The organism is Bradyrhizobium sp. GW821-FHT12B03 (genome assembly GCF_058807535.1).
Genome location: NZ_JBXAQU010000014.1, coordinates 53,815 through 72,546 on the forward strand (window position 1 = coordinate 53,815; position 18,732 = coordinate 72,546).

General features: G+C 63.1%; 15 protein-coding genes and 1 pseudogene. 14 read left to right on the plus strand and 2 right to left on the minus strand.

All coding sequences use genetic code 11. The features are described 5' to 3' along the window. Window positions 1-9: 9 nt before the first annotated feature. The 11 genes from AC1RUR_RS24705 to AC1RUR_RS24755 all read left to right on the plus strand — a co-directional run bounded on the left by AC1RUR_RS24705 (window position 10) and on the right by AC1RUR_RS24755 (window position 12,407). Window positions 10-741 carry a sulfite exporter TauE/SafE family protein gene (locus AC1RUR_RS24705; RefSeq protein WP_492848775.1) on the plus strand — a complete coding sequence of 244 codons (732 nt, stop codon included), beginning with the start codon at window positions 10-12 and terminating at the stop codon, window positions 739-741. A 114-nt stretch (window positions 742-855) separates the two neighbouring features. Next, complete coding sequence (locus AC1RUR_RS24710; protein WP_492848777.1) at window positions 856-1,107, plus strand: hypothetical protein; 252 nt, start codon at window positions 856-858, stop codon at window positions 1,105-1,107. A 35-nt stretch (window positions 1,108-1,142) separates the two neighbouring features. After that, window positions 1,143-2,540 carry a radical SAM family RiPP maturation amino acid epimerase gene (locus AC1RUR_RS24715; protein WP_492848779.1) on the plus strand — a complete coding sequence of 466 codons (1,398 nt, stop codon included), beginning with the start codon at window positions 1,143-1,145 and terminating at the stop codon, window positions 2,538-2,540. 224 nt (window positions 2,541-2,764) lie between these two features. Beyond that, window positions 2,765-4,033: an NHLP bacteriocin system secretion protein gene (locus AC1RUR_RS24720; protein ID WP_492848781.1), complete on the plus strand. Its 1,269-nt coding sequence runs from the start codon at window positions 2,765-2,767 to the stop codon at window positions 4,031-4,033. Between the two features lie 12 nt (window positions 4,034-4,045). Then, the gene (locus tag AC1RUR_RS24725; protein ID WP_492848783.1) at window positions 4,046-6,262 is read left to right on the plus strand and encodes an NHLP family bacteriocin export ABC transporter peptidase/permease/ATPase subunit; all 2,217 of its coding nucleotides are present in this window, start codon (window positions 4,046-4,048) and stop codon (window positions 6,260-6,262) included. Continuing rightward, on the plus strand, window positions 6,259-9,159 hold the full coding sequence (locus AC1RUR_RS24730; RefSeq protein WP_492848785.1) for an NHLP bacteriocin export ABC transporter permease/ATPase subunit: 2,901 nt from the start codon (window positions 6,259-6,261) through the stop codon (window positions 9,157-9,159). Before AC1RUR_RS24725 ends, AC1RUR_RS24730 begins: the two co-directional genes overlap by 4 nt. Window positions 9,160-9,170: 11 nt before the next feature. Next, window positions 9,171-9,734: a cyclic nucleotide-binding domain-containing protein gene (locus AC1RUR_RS24735; protein WP_492848787.1), complete on the plus strand. Its 564-nt coding sequence runs from the start codon at window positions 9,171-9,173 to the stop codon at window positions 9,732-9,734. Window positions 9,735-9,886: 152 nt separating this feature from the next. Then, window positions 9,887-11,365, plus strand: a complete 1,479-nt coding sequence (locus tag AC1RUR_RS24740) for a radical SAM family RiPP maturation amino acid epimerase (RefSeq protein ID WP_492848789.1) — start codon at window positions 9,887-9,889, stop codon at window positions 11,363-11,365. A gap of 22 nt (window positions 11,366-11,387) precedes the next feature. After that, window positions 11,388-11,633 (plus strand): hypothetical protein, encoded by a 246-nt coding sequence (locus tag AC1RUR_RS24745; RefSeq protein ID WP_492848791.1) that lies wholly within the window; start codon window positions 11,388-11,390, stop codon window positions 11,631-11,633. A 228-nt stretch (window positions 11,634-11,861) separates the two neighbouring features. Then, window positions 11,862-12,056, plus strand: a complete 195-nt coding sequence (locus tag AC1RUR_RS24750; RefSeq protein WP_492848793.1) for a hypothetical protein — start codon at window positions 11,862-11,864, stop codon at window positions 12,054-12,056. Window positions 12,057-12,215: 159 nt separating this feature from the next. Beyond that, complete coding sequence (locus AC1RUR_RS24755; RefSeq protein ID WP_492848795.1) at window positions 12,216-12,407, plus strand: hypothetical protein; 192 nt, start codon at window positions 12,216-12,218, stop codon at window positions 12,405-12,407. 243 nt (window positions 12,408-12,650) lie between these two features. Here the strand turns inward: AC1RUR_RS24755 and AC1RUR_RS24760 are convergent. Beyond that, window positions 12,651-12,998: pseudogene (locus AC1RUR_RS24760) on the minus strand (LysR substrate-binding domain-containing protein); the annotation flags it as partial. 85 nt (window positions 12,999-13,083) lie between these two features. Between AC1RUR_RS24760 and AC1RUR_RS24765 the strand changes: the two are divergent. After that, on the plus strand, window positions 13,084-13,311 hold the full coding sequence (locus AC1RUR_RS24765; protein ID WP_492848797.1) for a hypothetical protein: 228 nt from the start codon (window positions 13,084-13,086) through the stop codon (window positions 13,309-13,311). Next, window positions 13,292-15,607: a TonB-dependent receptor gene (locus AC1RUR_RS24770; RefSeq protein WP_492848799.1), complete on the plus strand. Its 2,316-nt coding sequence runs from the start codon at window positions 13,292-13,294 to the stop codon at window positions 15,605-15,607. Before AC1RUR_RS24765 ends, AC1RUR_RS24770 begins: the two co-directional genes overlap by 20 nt. Window positions 15,608-15,649: 42 nt before the next feature. On the opposite strand, the gene AC1RUR_RS24775 is transcribed toward AC1RUR_RS24770, so the two are convergent. Beyond that, complete coding sequence (locus tag AC1RUR_RS24775; protein WP_492848801.1) at window positions 15,650-16,009, minus strand: RidA family protein; 360 nt, start codon at window positions 16,007-16,009, stop codon at window positions 15,650-15,652. Window positions 16,010-16,407: 398 nt separating this feature from the next. Between AC1RUR_RS24775 and AC1RUR_RS24780 the strand changes: the two genes are divergently transcribed. Then, a complete protein-coding gene (locus AC1RUR_RS24780) occupies window positions 16,408-18,729 on the plus strand; it encodes a molybdopterin guanine dinucleotide-containing S/N-oxide reductase (protein WP_492848803.1) in 2,322 nt (773 codons plus the stop codon). Window positions 18,730-18,732 lie beyond the last annotated feature (3 nt).

Genomic DNA, 18,732 nt, shown 5'->3' on the forward strand with positions numbered 1-18,732 from the left:
TGCGATGCCATGTCAGACACAGTGATTTATCTGGCACTAAGCGGCGCGGTCTTTGCGGGCGCGTTCGTGTCCGGCCTTTCCGGGTTCGCGTTCTCGGCGGTCGCCGGCGCCGTTCTGCTGCACTTTCTTCCGCCCATGGAAGCCGTGCCATTGATGATGGCTTGCAGCATCACTGTCCAAGGCGCCAATCTGTTTGCGCTGCGCAAGAGCATGCAGTGGAAAGCCAGCCTCGTTTTCATCGCTGGCGGACTGTTGGGCATTCCGATCGCGCTCTATCTCCTGCAGAATGTGGACACCGTGACCTTCAGGCTGGGTTTCGGGTCCCTCGTATCGCTCTACGCGACGTATGCCCTGTTCCGGTCGACACCTGCCTATTTGCGCCAGATGGAGAGCCAAATCAGGAATGCGCTGGTAGGGTTTGGTGGGGGACTGGTCGGCGGGTTGACAGCCATGCCCGGCGCACTTCCTGCGATCTGGTGCGACATCCATGGTCTTCCGAAAAACCAGCAGCGCGGCGTGGTCCAACCTTACATAGGAATCATGCAGTTGTTCGCGCTCGCTCTCATGCTTGCGCACCACAATATCTCGTCAAAGGTCTTGATCGATTTTGGCATTTCTCTGCCCGCCTTGGCTGCTGGAACGGCCGGAGGCATCTTCCTGTTCGGACGGATAAACGAACTGGCCTTCAAGCGAATTGTCCTGGGCTTGTTGCTGTTTTCGGGCCTTTGCCTGGTGATCTGACCGGCGACGAAATACGGCATCTGCCGTATCCCCCCGGCGACGGAGACCATGATATGGAGCCTGGTCATCGGGCGAATTTCGTCTCGGACATTCGCATGAGAGGAGGGAAGCGGTATGACAATCGACGAGTGGACCAGGTTTGTAGAGAGCATTTCTCTGGACGAGCACGCCGAGGATGTCATCCGCGGCGGAGATATTTCACAGATATTGTCACTCGCAAGGTCGAAGGGGTGCGAGTTTACGGAGCAGGATCTTGCGGACGGTCGAATCCAGGAGCTCAGCGACAGGATGCTGGATCAAGTATCCGGTGGCGTTGCCGGGGTAGGCTTCGCTCCCGCGTCCTTTCCCTCCAGGTTTAAGCCGTAACCGGGGGCCCCGGGACAGCCGAGCGAGGGAGTTGCGTGAAGGCATCGACTGCGTTTCCCAAGTGGGACCGTCTTCTTTCGGAAGACATGCAGTTGATGGCCGACATCAAACGGTTCGTTGAACGATGGCGGGCCGACAAGGATTTCCGCGACACTTATCCGCGCGATCCGGAAAAAGTGGGACGAAAGGCCAGGCTAAGAGTTGGTTCAGAGATCGTGCGTCCCATATGGGACAATTGTGAGTTGTACCCCGATCAAGCGAAAGTTTCTCCAGCCCTTCAGCGGTTCTATGCCTTCGAACGTGACTCTCTCGTTGCGAAATACGAAGAACAAAGGGGTGTTGCGAAGGACGAGCGGTTCGAAAGCTGGCGCAAACGACAGGTTTATCGCGTTGGTCTCGAGGCTGGCGTTTCGATGGTTGCGAACCCTCATATCGCGGCGAGTCTGGAATTGTCTCGGGGATGTTCGGTCGGCTGCTGGTTCTGCAGCGCGAACCCGCCGAGACTTGGGGACGTGTTCCGGTATACAACTGAAAATGCGCGGCTGTGGCGCGGAATTCTGGATGCCCTGTCGGACATTCTAGGACCGGCAGCGTCCCGGAGCATTTGCTACAGCGGCACCGATCCGTTCGACAACATAGATTACGAGAGATTCGCCGACGACTTTGCGTTGGCCTACGGAACGCTTCCGTATACGAGTACTGCCCTCGCCGTGAGGGACGTTGAGCGTACGCGACGCCTTATGGCCCGCTCAGAACCCTCTCAATTGCGGTTTTCCGTCCTAAGTGTCGGTATGCTTGATAAAATCCATGCGGCGTTTACGCCTGAGGAGATGCTCTACGTCAGAGTCGATCCCCGCAATGCTGGATCTCTCTCGGCAAGGCAAATCCACTTCGCCGGACGAGCCCGTGAGCGTGTGGACATGTATCGAAAGCATGTCCCCGGCGATCCGCTAATATCAACCCCTTCCTGCGAGACCGGCTTCAAGTTCAATCTGCCTGATCGGGTAATCCGTCTGTCCAGTCCCTGCGCGCCCGACGAGCGGTGGCCGAATGGTCACCGGGTCTATGCCGAACGCAATTTTACGGATGTCGAGGACGCGCGCCGGATCATGCTCGACATGATTTCAGAGTACATGCCGACCGAACTGCCACGCGACGCGCCCGTGGCTTGGCATCACATGCTACGATTCGAGCCAACGGCAGAAGGTTTCAAGCTTGTCGGACCGCATCTGACGCAACGCTTCAACAATTCGAACGCGCGGCCGTTCTTCCGGAAGCTCGGTGAACTGGTCACCATGGGCCGACATGACGCCGAACGCTTGGCAGCTGAGGTTGCCTATGACTGCAAAGCGACGTCGGAGGCAGTCTACAGCACGCTGAACCAGCTTTTCCGTCTAGGAGTACCTGACGACGCAGCGTCTGCTTCCACTTAAGTCAGCCTGCGGAAGACGAACATGGACGAGGACACCAAATCATCGGCACGAGCAGCAGGGGATCGCTCTGCGAACGGTGAGCTTGGTGCCGCCCAGCTCGAGACGGTCTCGAGGCGGTTACATCGCGCTCGGGGCGGAAAATCTTTGTCGCGTTGGCAGACGATTGGCTTGAACAAGCGGCAGCAATCCTGCCAAATCGAACGTACAAGACAGCGGGGGCTGCCATGAAGCGAGGTACGGAGCGCATCTTTCGGCGAGCGGCCATCGAGCGGCTTTCGAATCCTGAGCAACTCGACCATGTCGTCGGCGTCACGCGCCCGTTTGACTGGATGGCGGCCGCCACGCTGGCGCTGGGTCTTGCCGTGCTGTTGACCTGGAGCGTGCTGGGCCGCATTCCGACCCGCGTCTCCGGCGACGGCATTTTGTTGAGCAGCGGTGGTCGCCTGGTCGATGCCGTGTCCGCGGTCGGCGGAAAGCTGGCCTCGCTCGACGTCGGCATCGGCGACGAGGTCCGCCGCGATCAGGTGATCGCCCGGGTCGTGCAGACCGAGACCGAGCAGCGGCTTCAGCAGGCGAGGGATGTTCTTCGCGAGCGCGAGCGCGAGCATGTCGAGCTCACCGGGGCGATCTCGCGGGAGATCGATGCCAAGCTCGCAAACTATGCGGCTCAGGAAGCAGGCCTTGCCAACGTGATCGCGGCCGCCGAGCGGCGCACCGCCTATCTCACGGACGAGGTGGCCAAGCTCGAGCCTGCCGCGGCAAACGGAACCGTCACGCGCAGATATCTCGAGGACCGTCGGGTCGAGCTCAACAATGCCCGGGAGCGCATCACCGACGCCAAGAACGATATTCTCAAGCTCAATGCGCAGCGGCTGGACCTGCAGAGCCAGCGTGAGCGCGATCGGCTGCAGTCGGAATTCAAGAGCAACGATGCAAGGCGGGCGGTCGAGCAGCTTGCCGCCGACCTGGAGCGAGGATCGCGGATCGTCAGCCCCGCCGATGGCCGTGTCGTCGAGGTCAAGGTGTCCAGCGGCGCGGTGCTCGCGATGGGGACTCCGGTCGTCGAAATCGAAATCGCGGGACAGGTCCTGGAGGCGACCGTCTACATGCCGCCGGACCGCGGCAAGAGCATCAGGCCGGGCATGGAGGTTCGCGTCGAGCCGACCACGGTCAAGCGGGAGGAATACGGCGCGATTGTCGGCAGGGTGATGGCGGTTTCGGATTTCCCCGTGACGCCGCAGGGCATGCTGGCGGATCTGCACAATGATGCGTTGGTGAAGCGCTTCTCGCAGGATGGCGCACCCTATGCGGCGAAGGTGATCCTGGAGCGCGATCCCTTGACCGCCAGCGGGTATCGCTGGACCTCCGGCAAGGGGCCGCCAATCCTGCTATCGAGCGGAACGTTGACCCGGGCCGAAGTGACAACGCGCGAGCAGCCGCCGATCGATCTCGTGATCCCGCTGATGAAGCGGCTGAGCGGGATCGGCGGCTAGGATCGCCAGCTCATGTCCGCGTCATCGCATCAAGCCGACCGGCAGCCTGGGTTCCTCGATCGCTTCGGCAACCGGATCAGGCACATGCGACGGCGCTGGGTCACTCCCACGGTGTTCCAGATGGAAGCGCTGGAGTGCGGCGCAGCCTCGCTCGCGATGGTCCTGGCGCATCACGGTCTATGGGTGCCGCTGGAAAAGCTGCGTGAAGCATGCGGCGTGTCGCGGGACGGCAGCAAGGCCAGCAACGTGCTGAAGGCCGCGCGACAGTTCGGACTGACGGCCAAGGGCTTCAGGAAGGAGCCGGCGACGCTGCACGTGTTGCCGATGCCGTCCATCATCCACTGGAACTTCAATCACTTCGTGGTGCTGGAAAAGCTGGATTCGCATTACGCCTATGTCAACGATCCCTCGGTCGGGCGCCGCAGGGTCGGCCACGACGAATTCGACGCCTCCTTCACCGGCGTGGTGCTGGCGATGGAGCCGGGACCCGAGTTCAGGCCGGGCGGGCGCCAGCCGGAGTTTCTTCCGCTGCTGCTGCGACGACTGTCGAACTCGTTGTCGGCGGTACTGCTGCTGGTTGCGCTCAGCGCGGCGCTTGTCGTGCCCACCATCCTGGTTCCGGCCTTCACGAAAATCTTCGTCGATGACGTCCTGATAAAACATGCCGAGGGCTGGTTCACGCCCCTGTTGATCGGCATGGCCATCACCGCCGTCGCGCGGGCGCTGATGACGGCGTTTCAGCAATCGCTGCTGCTGCGCATTCAGACCAAGCTCACGGTGACGATGGTCAGCCAGTTGCTGTGGCACGTTCTGACCCTTCCCATGGAGTTCTTCACCCAGCGCCACTCGGGCGACCTCGCCAACCGCATCGCCGCCAGTGAACAGATCGCCCAACTGCTTTCCAACGGGGTGGCCGCCAATGCGCTGAACCTGATTTCGGTGATCTTCATTGCCGCCGCGATGGCGCTCTATGACGGTCTCCTGGCCGCGATCAGCATCGCCATGGCTCTCCTCAATGTCCTCGTGCTCAGGCTGGTCGCTCGCCAGCGGGAGGATCTCAACCGCAAGCTGACGATCGAACGTGCCAAGCTGAACGGGAGTACCATCGAGATCGTCCGCACGATCGAAACGATCAAGGCCGGCGGTCTGGAAGACGATGCCTTCGCGCGCTGGGCGGGCTTCCAGGCCAAGGTCCTGAATGCCGAGCGCGATCTCGGCGTCTACTCTACGTTTCTCGATGCTTGCCCGACCTTCCTGACCGGACTGACCACCGCGATGGTGCTGGGGGTGGGCGGCTTGCGGATCGTCGATGGCGCATTGACCATCGGCGGGCTGGTGGCCTTGCAGGCGCTGCTCGCCAGCCTGGTCGAGCCGGTCAACGCGCTGGTGCAGCAGACCACCGCCTTCCTCGCCATCAAGGCCAACCTGTTCCGGATCGAAGACGTCTTCAACTATCCGGCCCGTCCGCTGGTGCCGATCGAGCGCGCGGCCCCGGGCATGGCAGAGAAGCTGTCGGGCCGGATCGAGTTGAAGGACATTTCGTTCGGCTATTCCGCGCTCGAGCCGCCGCTGATCGAGGATTTCTCGCTGGTCGTCGAGCCCGGCCGCCGGGTCGCCCTGGTTGGGGGATCGGGCAGCGGCAAGTCCACGGTCGGACGGCTGATCAGCGGTCTCTACCGGCCGTGGTCCGGCGACATCCGCATTGACGGCTGGTCGATGGCCGAGATCCCCCAGGAGATATTCACCAACTCGGTTGCCTATATCGATCAGGACATCCTGCTGTTTGAAGGTACCGCTCGTGATAACCTCACGCTCTGGGACGATACCGTGCCCGAAGCCAGCGTGTCCCGGGCGCTCAAGGATGCGCAGATCCAGGACGAGGTCGCCGTCCGCGCCGGCAATTACGATTGCGACGTAGCCGAGGACGGCAGGAATTTCAGCGGCGGCCAGCGACAGCGGCTCGAGATCGCGCGGGCGCTGGCGGGCAATCCTTCCGTGGTCGTCCTCGACGAGGCCACCTCGGCGCTGGACCCGCTCGTCGAAAAGGCAATCGACGATAATCTCCGCCGCAGGGGGTGCACCTGCATCATCGTCGCGCACCGGCTCAGTACCATCCGCGACTGTGACGAAATTCTGGTGATGAGCAACGGGCGGGTCGTGCAGCGCGGGACGCATCAGGAGCTGCTCGCCGAAGGCGGCGAATATGTCCAGCTGGTGTCGGCCGAATGAGCAGCGCTTACCAGCCGCCGTCGCTCGAAACGCCGCCCCGGCACGCGGACGTGGCGGCTGCTCCGATCGCACTCGAGAGCCATCGACCGTTGCCGATCGACGATATCGATCTCGTCCTGGACGTCGTGCGCGGCTATGTCGACCTGTTTGCGGTCAAGGAGAGCACGGACGGCGGGCCGAGCCGGCGACATCATATGTTTCGGGTCGAGCAGGGCGGCGTCGTGCTCGGCCTGCCTGGGATCAGCGACGGAAGCGGGAATTCGATGACCGTCATTGCGGTCGGCGGTCTCGAGACGAAGGTCGTGATCGGCGATCGCGGCCATTATGCCGATAGGGACCGGATCGACGCATGGACAGGGCTGGTGGCCGGCATCGTCGCGACCCCTGCGCAAGGCGCGATCGTGCAACAGGCCGCAATCGGGTCGCGATACACGCTGGCATCCGGCGACGTTCTCCGGTTGCCAGGCCGGCAGGTCGGCTGGATCGGGATCGAGCACGGGTCCGTCACCGTGATGGAGATGCCGGAGGTCTGCGGATCCGCGGAGTGTCCCTTGCCGGCCCCGCCGGGAACGTGGCTCGTCGCCGGCGAGGATGCGACGCTGAAGGTCGGAGAGAGCTCGGATTTCGCGCTCGCCGAGATCTGGGCCGCGCTCGACCGATTCCACGCACGCGTCATGGAGAGCTTGTATCGCGGGATCGAGCAGGAGGTTTTCGCGGAGGCCGACCGTCTGCGCCGGCGCTCTGGTCTCAACAAGTTGCGGACCCGCAGCATCGTCGGTCGTCTCGCCGGCATCATCGCTGCCGAGCCCGGACCGTCGCTGCCTGCCGCGGACGGTGCCAACGCTCTGATTGCCGCCTGCCGGGAAGTCGGGGCGGCCATGGGCATTGCGCTTCAGGCGCCCGTAAGTCTGCTGTCCGGCGACGACGATCTCGCGAACGCAATGATCATTGCTCAGGCGTCGCGCGTGCGCAGCAGGCGCCTGCTTCTGCGCGCGGACTGGCGGATCAACGGTGTCGGTCCGTTCGTCGCGTTTCGCGGCGAAGACCGCCGGCCCGTCGCGGTTCTGCCGGGGGCGGGCGGTCGACACACCATCGTCGATCCCGGCGCTGGCGTTGCCTGCGAACTGACGCGGGCAACGGCCTCGGAGCTGGCTCCGGAGGCCGTGATGTTCTATCGTGCACTGCCGGCGCCGGCTCTGCGGGTGCGCGATCTCCTGAAGTTCGGCGCCGCGATCGTTCGCGCCGATGTCCTGCGAATCATGCTGGCTGCGCTGTGCCTTGGCCTTCTCGCGCTGACAACGCCCCTGGTTATCAAGCTGCTGATCGATTCCGTCCTGCCGCGCGCGGAAGCCGATCAGCTCCTGATCTGCGCCGCCGCGCTCGCCGTCGTCACGCTGGTCGCCGGCGGATTTCAGATCATGCAGGGCATCGCCATGCTCCGGCTCGAGAGCCGGCTGGACTGGGTGTTGCAGGCAGCCGTCGTCGACCGGCTTCTGCGGATGCCGGCATCGTTCTTTCGCAGCTGCTCCGTCGGCGACCTCGCGGACCGCGCGTTGGGCGTCGAGGCCGTGCGCACCATCATCACGGGGCGTGCCGTTCGCGGCTTCCTTGCCCTGGTGTCGTGCCTCTTCAGTTTTTCCGTGATGCTGTACCTCGATGTCAGGCTCGGCATGCTGGCCGTCGCGCTCGCCGTGCTGCGCGTTGCAATGGTAGTGACGATCAGCCTGGCCCGGCTGCGGCACGAGCGGCAGAGCCTTTGCCAGCAGGGCCGGCTGGAGGGGCTCGTCCTGCAATTCCTCACCGGGGTCGGCAAACTGCGGATTGCCAATGCAACCACGCACGCGCTGGCAATCTGGGTCGAACGTTTTGCGGAGCAGAAGCGGAATTGGGTCGCGTCGCAGCGCGCGGGAAATCTCCAAAAGAGTCTTGAGGCGGCACTCCCGGCGACAGCGACGCTGCTCGTCTTTGCGCTGACCCAGAATGGACCCGGCGCGCGCCAGCCGCTTGGCACCTTCCTCGCATTCTATGCGGCGTTCGGGCTGTCGCTCGCCGCGGTCGGCGAGTGGGCGCAGGCCGCCGGGGAATTGCTCGTCGCAATCCCGAGGATCGAGCGGCTGAGGCCCATCATCGCGACGGCGACTGAAATCGGCGATGACCGCAAGTCGGTCGGCGACATCAGCGGTACGATCGAATTTGCCAGGGTGTCGTTCCGTTATGGCGGAGACGGGCCGCGGATTCTCGACGACGTCAGCCTGAGCGTCGGCAAGGGCGAATACCTCGCCATCGTCGGTCCGTCGGGAAGCGGAAAGTCCACGCTTGTCCGTCTGCTGCTCGGGTTCGAGAAGCCCGAGTCCGGTGTGATCTTTGTCGACGGCAAGTCGCTCGAGACCATCGACATTGGATCTTTGCGCCGTCAAGTCGGCGTCGTGTTGCAGAATTCCAGGCTCGCCTCCGGCAGCATCTATGACAACATCTGCGGCGCGGCCCAGCTGTCGCTCGATCGTGCTTGGGAGATTGCCCGGCTGGCGGGCCTCGACCGCGACATCGAGGCCATGCCCATGGGCATGCAAACGCTGGTCGCGGAAGGCGTGAGCACGCTCTCGGGCGGGCAGCGTCAGCGCCTCTTGATCGCGCGGTCGCTGGCGCACCGGCCGCGGCTGCTCTTGATGGATGAGGCCACGAGTGCGCTCGACAACCGGACCCAGGCGGTGGTCAGCGATTCAATCTCTCGGCTCAACCTGACCCGAATTGTCATCGCGCACCGGCTCAGCACCGTTCAATCGGCGGACCGTATCGTCGTCCTGGACGCCGGGAAGATCGTGCAGACCGGCACCTATGCCGAGCTGATGACCCAGCGAGGCCTCTTTACCGATTTCGCCGAACGTCAACTGATCTAGGGGGCGCCGACATGCGCAAGGTCCTCTTCATATTCGGTGTGCTGAATGATGCCGATATCGACTGGATGGTCCGTGCCGGCATCCGCCGCGGAATTGGGCGACAGGAGGTCCTGATCCAGGAAGGCGTGCCCATCGATGCGATCGTGCTGCTCTTGCAAGGGCGGATGGGCGTGAGCGTGTCGGGCGCCGGCGAGATCGCCCAGCTCGAGGCCGGGGACTTCATCGGCGAAATGTCGCTGGTCGATTCTGCGCCGCCTTCGGCCACGGTGGCCGCGAAGCTCGATTCCGTCGCCCTGTTTCTGGACAAGCAGATCCTGCTGCGAAAGCTTGCGGGCGATCACGCCTTTGCCAGCCGCTTTTATCGCGCCCTCGCTATCCTGCTGTCCGACCGCCTGCGTGCCACTGAGCGCCGGATTGCCTACGGCGAGCAGGACAGCGGTCTCGGTGACGAGACGACGCGCTTGAAGGACGAGCTTGATCCTGCCGTACTCGATCAGGTTTGGGTCGCGGGCGAGCGATTCGACCGTCTGCTCAAGCTTGTCGAGCAGGTCGCGATGAAAGGCGCCAGATCCTGAGGTCGGCGGCAGGGCCTTTCGACACCTCCTCGTGACCGACGATGAAATACGGCATCTGCCGTATCGCTTGTACATGAATCCAGCGGTAGCTTTACATTTTGGGCGGGCAATTTGAACGCCGTCCGGAATTTCCTTATCGGCTGACGACATTCATGAAATCTTCGACCGCATTGATCCGAAATGACTTTCAGGCGGCAGATGAATCGTCCGAGCCGACCCTGCGTCTGTTTGAACTGGCCGGCCTGCAGCCTCCCGCAGCAGATGACGTCACGCCGTTCAGCGATATCAAGCGTTTCGAGGAACGGTGGCATGCGGACCCGGCGTTCCGATCCGCCTTTATCCGGGACCCGGATCGGGTCGCCGCGACATTCGGTTTGCGGGTCGATCCCGAACTCGTGCGCCCAATATGGGACCCGGAGCATTCCGGCGACGATGAATCCAAGTCTCCGCCCGTTTGGGTTCGCTACCGCGACTTCCAAAGGCGAGGGACCAAACATCTCCTTGACGCAACCGCGGCGAGCCGGCCGGCCGATCCCCGCTTCGCTCGCTGGCGTCAGCGCCAGATTTATCGGGCGAACTTGGAGATCGGCGTGTCACTTACGCCCAATCCGCATATTCCTGCCAGCTTCGAGCTATCGCGCGGTTGCTCCGTCGGATGCTGGTTTTGCTCACTATCGCCGCCCAAGCTCGACGATGTATTTCGTTATACGCCGGAGCATTCCCGGCTTTGGCGCGAAATCCTTGAAGTGATCGGTGGGGTGAGCGGCCCTGCGGCCCGCAGGACCATCTGCTATAGCGGTACGGATCCCTTCGACAATCCCGACTACGAACGCTTCGTTGACGATTTCGTCTCTGCCTTTGGCGACGTGCCATTCACGAGCACGGCCATTCCAACGCGAGATGTCGAGCGCACCCGGCGCCTGCTCGCGATCTCACCGGCCTATCGGGTGCGCTTTTCGGTCCTGAGCGTTGGCGCACTCGCGAAGATTCACGCCGTCTTCTCGCCGGAGGAGACACTTCCCGTTCTGTTCGGCCTGCGTAACGAGGGAGCAACGGACGCTCGATCCTTGAATTTTGCGGGCCGGGCTCGTGACAACGTTGCCAGGTATCGCAAGTATCAGCCCGAGCGGCCCGTGATCAGCACGCCGTCCTGCGAGTCTGGCTTCAAGTTCAACCTGGCGGAGCGCACCATTAGACTGGTCAGCCCGTGTGCGCCTGATGATCGCTGGCCGATGGGATACCGTGTTTACGACGAGGCAAGATTCGAGACGGGCGGCGATGTGGCGCGGATCGTCGAAGATATGATGTCTCGCCACATGACGAGGACAGCAACCGATTTGCCCGTTCTGCGCTTTCCGAACCATCTGCGATACGAATCGATCAATACGGGATTCGCTCTGATCGGACGGCGCTTGCGACAACGTTTCGAAGACACGTCCGACATGCCGTCAATGGCGCGGCTCGGAGAATTGATTGCTTCGGCAAGGCACAACGCAGGCGCCATTGGAACCCTTCTCGATCGGGAGTGCGGCGTCAGCCGAGAGGCGACCACGGCCACGTTGGAAGAACTATTCAATCTTGGTGCGCTGGAGGAGGACCCACAAGAACCAGACAGGCCCTTGTCAAACTGAACCGGAAGTCACGGAGAGAATCATGAAAATCGACCAATGGACCAAATTTCTGATGAGCGTTGCCGGCGATGCATCCGTGGAAGCCGTCATTCGCGGTGGCGACACCAGGCAGATCATCGGTCTTGCGAAAACGAAGGGGTTCGAATTCACCGAGATGGATATCGAGGACGCTCGTGGTGGGGATGTGTCCGGGGGACTCACCGACGAGACCCTTGAAGAGATTACCGGCGCGGTGCTGGTCAACGGCGGAAGGCTGATGACGCGATAGTTGGGAATACGGAGACAGGCTGGGAATGAGGTCACAGGGAGATGGTGCGACCTTTCCGTCTTGCCGACGAGGAAATACGGCATCTGCCGTATCGCTTGTAAATGAATTCAGCGGTACCTTTCCCGCTCAAGCGGATGAACCAAGGGGCAACGTCGGTAAACCGTTTTCCCACGCCCCTGATATTCAACAGAGTTTGATCTTATGAAAAATTGAAAGTGGAGATTGAACATGACCAAGCAGGACACGAATTCGAAGGCGCAAGCCGAGCCTCTCGAGAGCGGAGAGGGCGCCGCTCACAAGCAAGCATCCCAAATCTCGAGGTCTGAAAAGGATTCACTCGGCGACAGCTCCCTGGACGACGTGTCGGGCGGCGCTTGGCCCCAATATTATTTGAGCCAGATCTGCACAGGCCCGGGCGGTTAGCCGAAAAATTACCGTTGCACGACGGCTTGGACCTTTGGCGAAACAAACAACGAGGCAGCGAACCATTTTCCCTGCCTCGTGAAATGATAACGAATTGACCTTGGCGGAAAGTTGCAACTTCGGAATTGACCAATCAACATTGATGAAAGTGCATTTGAAATGACCAGCAAGCAGGATGCCCATTCGAAGTCGCGGGCAGAAGCTCGCGACAGCCTCGGGGATAATGGCCAGAACAAGCCGTCCCCGATCTCATCTCAAAAGGATTCGCTCAGCGACAGCTCCCTGGACGACTTGTCGGGCGGCCTTTGGCCCTATGTCATGACCGGCAGCACATACAACAAGACGATCTGATCTCGGAGCTTGGGCGCGGCGCGACCAAGCCCTGTGATCGTGCGACGATTGCCGATCTTCGGCCGGATAAGTCCGCGAGTGCGACCAGTCAGTCATTGATTGTTCTGAGGCCAGCGCTGACTCTTAATCAGCGGGTCCCAGGTTCGAGCCCTGGTGCGCCCACCATTTCAGAGGCTACCTAGCAGAACCGTTTGAGCAGCTGATTTTTCAAACGGTCGTTCTGCGGTGAGGGGAGTTTAGCTGTCAGAGACGGCTCGCGCGTACCGCGATCGCTGAACGCCTGGCGCGCGGGTAGATCAGGCGGTCACCGAGGTAGTGGATATCGTTGACGCATCCTGCCAGCGGAGCGACCAATCGTCCGCTCGCCAGTTTGCGTTCGGCCAGAAGCGTTGATGTCAGGGCCGCGCCCAATCCTTCCGCAGCCGTCGCAGTCGCCAGAAAGCTCCGGTCGAATCTCATGCCGTGAAGCGCAGGTGCTTCCAACTCATTCGCGGTGAACCATTGATGCCACTGCACCCGCTTCACGTCGGAGCGGATGAGCGCCTGACCGAGGAGATCGGCAGCCTTTCGTATCGATTTTGCGAGCGTGGGCGGCCGGCCGCCGCCTCCGAGCGTAACCCGGCTATTGCCCGACAGTATGATGTATTGGTATAAACATCATACTCGGAGGGATGGCGTGGTTCAGTCAGGTGGTGTCGCGAGGCAGGCGTTCGAGCCCGGCGTGCTGTGGGCGCTGGTCGAGGCCGTCAACGACTCGCTCGCCAATTTCGGCTTCGCCGTGATCGCGCTGTTCGCGCTCGCCTGGCTCGTTTCGGTCGCGACCTGTCGCCGTATGTTTGCGGATGGCCGGCACCGCGTCGCGGCAAAAGTCCTGGAATGTGCCGATGCGACCGAGGCAGCCTGAGCCCGGCCGGCGCAGTGGGCCGCTGACGGTGCTCTCAGCCTTCGTGCTTCTTGCGGATGACGGTAGCGCCCTCGCGCAGAGCGATGGCACCTTGCGTGAGCTGCCACCGGTCCAGATATTCGGCGGCGAGACGCCGCATCGCAAGAAGTCGCCTGCACCGCGGCGCGCCGGCAGGCCGGTCCCGACCGGCCATCGCATCTTCGTCTCTCCCGCAGCGGCGCAAATGTCGGGCACCCGCAGTGTCGCCTCCGGCGCACAGGGGCCACAGGGCATGGCCAGCGAACTCACCGTCTCCGGTGAAGAGCTCAACGCGCGCCCCTTCGCGCGGCCAGGCGAGGCGCTCGAAGCCATACCGGGGCTGATCGTGACCCAGCATTCCGGCGAAGGCAAAGCCAACCAGTATTTCTTGCGCGGCTATAACCTCGACCACGGCACCGACCTCGCAATCTCCGTCGACAACGTCCCCGTCAACATGCGCACCCACGCGCACGGCCAGGGCTATGCCGATCTCAACTGGCTGATTCCGGAAACCGTCGGCGCGATGGATGTGCGCAAGGGCCCGTATTTCGCCGACACGGGCGATTTCGCCTCCGCCGGCAGCGTCCATATCGGCTTGATCGACCGTACCGAGAAGGGCCTTGCGCAGGTGACCGTCGGCAGTTTTGGTTATCACCGCCTGCTCGGCATGGACTCCGCCAAGGTCGGTGACGGGGCGCTGCTCGTCGCCGGCGAGCTCGGCACCTACAACGGTCCGTGGGACAACCCGGACAATGTTCGCAAGCTGAACGGGCTCGTGCGCTACAGCCAGGGCACCGCGACCGATGGCGTCTCCGTCACCGGCATGGCCTATGCGAACAGATGGAATTCCACCGACCAGGTGCCGCAGCGCGCGCTCGCGGCCGGCCTGCTCGACCGCTTCGGCTCGGAGGACAGAAGCGACGGCGGCAACACAAATCGCTTCGCGCTCTCGGGCCGCGTGACGCAAAGCGATGATCTCGGCTCCTGGAAGGCGAACGCCTATGTCGTGAAGAGCCAGCTCGACCTCTACAACAACTTTACCTACTACCTCGGCGATCCCGTGCTCGGCGACCAGTTCCACCAGCACGACGACCGCCTGATGGCCGGTGCCAACATCGCGCGCACGCTGAACGGCTCGTTCGCGGGCCTGCCGATGCAGACCACTTTCGGTCTGCAATCGCGCTATGACGCGGTTGATCTGGCGCTCACCAACACCGTCCAGCGCAGCTTCCACGCCAATGTCCGCAGCGACAAGGTCGGCGAGGGCAGCGTCGGCGTCTACGCGGAAAACACCCTGCGCTGGACCGACTGGCTCAGGACCACAATGGGCTGGCGCGGTGACTTTTATGCGGCCAACGTCACCTCGCTGTTCAATTCCGGCAATTCCGGCAGCGTCGATGCCTCGCTCGGCAGCCCGAAATTCCGGATGGTGCTCGGGCCGTTCAACCGGACCGAATTCTTCCTCGGCGCCGGCTACGGCATGCACTCGAACGACGCCCGCGGCGCCACCACGACGGAAGGTCCCGGCGATCCCGCGACAAAACTCTCGCAGGCGCCGCTGCTGGTGCGCACCCGGGGCGCCGAGGTCGGCGTTCGCAGCCGGATCCTCCCGGGCCTCGACTCTTCGTTCAGCGTCTTCATTCTCGATCAGGATTCCGAGATCCTGTTCTCCGGCGATGCTGGCGACACCGAGGCGACCCGCGCCAGCCGCCGCTATGGCTTGGAGTGGACCAATCACTACCGGCCGCGATCCTGGATCGACATCGACGCCGACCTGGCGATGACCCATGCGCGCTTTCGCGGCTATGACGGCGACCAGGCCGCGGTCTATGCCTCGCTCGCCGGCTATCCGGAGGCGCAGATCGGCAACGCGCCGGGCAACTACATTCCGAACGCGCCGCCGATGGTGGCATCGGCCGGTATCACCCTCGGCGACAAGACCGGATGGTTCGGCGGAATACGCTGGCGCTATCTCGCCTCCAGCCCGCTGACCGAAGACAACGCCTTTCGCTCGTCCGCGACCAGCATCTTCAACGGCCGCCTCGGCTATCGTGCCGACAACGGCTGGCGCATCCAGCTCGACGTGCTCAATCTCTTCAACGCGCAGGCGAACCAGATCACCTATGCCTATGGTTCGCTGCTGAAGACGGATACGCTCTACAATCTCTGCGCGTCGGGCACCGCGCCGACCGCCGTCTGCCAGAACGGCGTGATGGACTACGTGCTGCATCCGGTCGAGCCACTGACGTTCCGCGTGACGGTGGCCGGGACGTTCTAGAAGAAACGCGCTATGCTCAGCCTTTGACTGTGAGCCCGGCCTTCAAGCCTGACTCGGCCGTGCAGCGATGGCGGTCATCTCGAGTTTGACGCCCGGGCCGAGATCGGCCACGCCGATGGCGGCGCGCGCCGGCAGGTGCGCTTCTGCGAAGTGCGCCTTCCAGGCCGCGTTGAACTCTGCCTTCTCCTTCAGGTTGGTCATGTAGATGGTCACCTGCAGGACGTTGGCCAGATCGGATCCGAAGGACTTCATCAGGCGCGCGAGCTGGCCGAGGACGTCATTGGCCTGCCCCGACATGTCGAGGCTCGTGTCCTCGGGGACGATCCCTCCGATGTAGAGCACGCCGTTATGCTCGACCACTTCGTGGAGCAGACCTTCGTAGGGCAAGACGCGCTGGATCATGATGAAACCGATGTTGCTGCGGGGATGGGCGACATATCGCACATTTCGAGCGGGCGCGACTCAACTCTGGCCCGCATCTGTCGCCTGGTTTTCCGGCAATCGCCCTGAGACCTCTCGTCTCGGGAAAACGACGCAGATTTCAGCGACGATGCCTGCCCATGGGCCGATCGGATAGCCGTGACGGTTCGTCCATAAGTATTTGAAAATAATGGAACAAAGGTTCCGTAGCGTCGCCGCCGATCTGTTCTTCGAAGGTTCACTCACCTGTGTTTGCGCACGAGCGCCCGGCATTTCCGCCGGCCCTGATCCGACGACATTGGGATGTGGATCGGTATACTGCCACCGGAATTGACACGGGAGCGGCCGGACCGTGCCGTGCCCGGAACAAGGATCAGACGATGGACGATACGATTGGCTTCCCCGACCCCGGCCTCGACCTGTCCGACGGCTTCAAGCCGCACACCTCGCATTGGGGCGTGTTTTCCGCGCGCCAGGGGGCGGCCGGGCTGGAGGTCAGGGCCTATGCGGGCGATCCTGATCCGAACGGCATCATCGACAATTTCCCCGGCGCGCTGCGCCACCAGGCGCGCATCGCCCAGCCTGCGATCCGCCGCGGCTGGCTCGAGCGCGGGCCTGGCCCCGACGATCGCCGCGGCCGCGACGAATTTGTCTCCGTCAGCTGGGAGAAGGCGCTCGACCTCCTCGGCGACGAGCTTGGCCGCATCCGCGACACAAGCGGGCCGGGCGCGGTGTTCGGCGGCTCCTATGGCTGGTCGAGCGCGGGCCGCTTCCATCACGCCCAGAGCCAGGTGCATCGCTTCCTCAACATCGCGATGGGCGGCTATGTGCGTTCGGTGAATTCTTATTCCTCGGGTGCATCCTCGGTGCTGCTGCCGCAGATTTTGGCGGGCTATGAAGACATCACCAAGCGCAACGTCACCTGGGAGCAGATCGCAGGCCAGACCGACATCGTGCTGGCGTTCGGCGGCATGGCGCTGAAGAACTCCATGGTGGCCGGCGGCTCGATCAGCAAGCATGTCGAGCGCGGCGCCATGGCAGCTGCGCGCAAGCGTGGCTGCGAGTTCATTCTCGTCAGCCCGCTGCGTGAAGATCTGCCGGTCGAGGCCGGTGCCGAATGGATGACCTGCGTGCCGAGCACCGACACCGCGCTGATGCTCGGCATCGTCCACACGCTGGTGAGCGAAAACCTGCACGACCAGGCCTTTCTCGATCGCTACACGGAAGGCTGGCCCGTCTTCCTGCGATATCTCACCGGCGAGAGCGATGGGCAAGCCAAGCACGCCGAATGGGCTGCGGCGATCTGCGGCGTCGGCGCCAACACGATCCGCACGCTGGCGCGCCGCCTTGCCGGAAAGCGCGCGCTCATCACCGTCTCGCATTCGCTCCAGCGCGCCGAGCATGGCGAGCAGCCGGTATGGATGGGCATGGTGCTGGCGGCAGCTCTCGGCCAGATCGGCTTGCCCGGCGGCGGCTACGGCTATTCGCTGGGAGCGATCGGCTATTACGGCCGCCGCGTCAACGACGTCCCGGGGCCGACGCTGGGGCAGGGCCGCAACGGCGTCCGTGATTTCATTCCGGTCGCGCGCATCGCCGACATGCTGCTCAATCCCGGAACCAGCTATCGCTACAATGGCGAGACGCGCACTTATCCGGACATCCGCCTCGTCTACTGGGCGGGCGGCAATCCCTTCCATCATCACCAGGACATCAACCGCCTGCGCAAGGCGTTTGCGCAACTCGACACCTTCGTCGTGCACGAGCTTGCCTGGACCGCGACGGCGCGGCACGCCGACATCGTGCTGCCGTCGACGATGACGCTCGAGCGCGAGGACATCGGCTATTCCAGCAACGATCCGCTGATGGTCGCGATGCACCAGATCGCCGAGCCGTTTGGCTTGGCGCGTGACGATTACGATATCTTTGCCGATCTTGCCGAACGTCTCGGCGCGCGCGAGCCCTTCACCGAAGGACGCACGTCGCGGGAATGGCTGGAGTATCTTTATAAACCGACCCGCGCCTCGCTCGAAGCGCGTGGGCTGGAGGCCCCGAGCTTCGACGAATTCTGGCAACGCGGCAGCCTGGTCGTGCCGCAACAGCCGGACGACGGCGGCCGGCTGCGCAGTTTTCGCGCGGATCCGGTCAGCCATCCGCTGCCGACGCCGAGCGGCCGCATCGAGATCTACTCGGCCAAGATTGCGGGCCATGGCGATGCGGATTGTCCCGGCCATCCGGTCTGGCTCGACAAGACCGACATGCCCAAGCCCGGCGCGCCGTGTTTCCTCGTCGCCAACCAGCCGGTGACACGTCTGCACAGCCAGCTCGACTTCGGCGGACATTCGCTCGGAGCCAAACATCGCGGCCGCGAGGTCGCGCGCATGAACCCTGTTGATGCCGACGCGCGCGGCATCAAGGACGGCGACATCATTCGCCTGTTCAACGAGCGCGGCGCGTGCCTTGCGGCCGTCCACGTCACCGACGGCATCGCGGCCGGTGTCGTGCAGCTGCCGACCGGCGCCTGGTACGACCCGATGGACCCCGAGGACGACGCGCCGCTCTGCGTCCACGGCAATCCGAACGTGCTCACCCGCGACATCGGCACTTCGTCCTTTGCGCAGGGCTGCACCGGGCAGCTGACGACGGTGGAGGTGGAAAAGTTCACCGGCAATCTGCCGCCGATCCGGGCATTCGATCCGGTGTAGGGG

What these genes read in the sequence shown, in the direction of transcription:
- AC1RUR_RS24775 (WP_492848801.1), bottom strand. Translation starts at nt 16,009, where the DNA reads ATGATCCAGCGCGTCTTGCCCTACGAAGGTCTGCTCCACGAAGTGGTC.
- AC1RUR_RS24710 (WP_492848777.1), top strand. Translation starts at nt 856, where the DNA reads ATGACAATCGACGAGTGGACCAGGTTTGTAGAGAGCATTTCTCTGGAC.
- AC1RUR_RS24750 (WP_492848793.1), top strand. Translation starts at nt 11,862, where the DNA reads ATGACCAAGCAGGACACGAATTCGAAGGCGCAAGCCGAGCCTCTCGAG.
- AC1RUR_RS24755 (WP_492848795.1), top strand. Translation starts at nt 12,216, where the DNA reads ATGACCAGCAAGCAGGATGCCCATTCGAAGTCGCGGGCAGAAGCTCGC.
- AC1RUR_RS24725 (WP_492848783.1), top strand. Translation starts at nt 4,046, where the DNA reads ATGTCCGCGTCATCGCATCAAGCCGACCGGCAGCCTGGGTTCCTCGAT.
- AC1RUR_RS24730 (WP_492848785.1), top strand. Translation starts at nt 6,259, where the DNA reads ATGAGCAGCGCTTACCAGCCGCCGTCGCTCGAAACGCCGCCCCGGCAC.
- AC1RUR_RS24735 (WP_492848787.1), top strand. Translation starts at nt 9,171, where the DNA reads ATGCGCAAGGTCCTCTTCATATTCGGTGTGCTGAATGATGCCGATATC.
- AC1RUR_RS24720 (WP_492848781.1), top strand. Translation starts at nt 2,765, where the DNA reads ATGAAGCGAGGTACGGAGCGCATCTTTCGGCGAGCGGCCATCGAGCGG.
- AC1RUR_RS24705 (WP_492848775.1), top strand. Translation starts at nt 10, where the DNA reads ATGTCAGACACAGTGATTTATCTGGCACTAAGCGGCGCGGTCTTTGCG.
- AC1RUR_RS24780 (WP_492848803.1), top strand. Translation starts at nt 16,408, where the DNA reads ATGGACGATACGATTGGCTTCCCCGACCCCGGCCTCGACCTGTCCGAC.
- AC1RUR_RS24770 (WP_492848799.1), top strand. Translation starts at nt 13,292, where the DNA reads ATGCGACCGAGGCAGCCTGAGCCCGGCCGGCGCAGTGGGCCGCTGACG.
- AC1RUR_RS24745 (WP_492848791.1), top strand. Translation starts at nt 11,388, where the DNA reads ATGAAAATCGACCAATGGACCAAATTTCTGATGAGCGTTGCCGGCGAT.
- AC1RUR_RS24740 (WP_492848789.1), top strand. Translation starts at nt 9,887, where the DNA reads ATGAAATCTTCGACCGCATTGATCCGAAATGACTTTCAGGCGGCAGAT.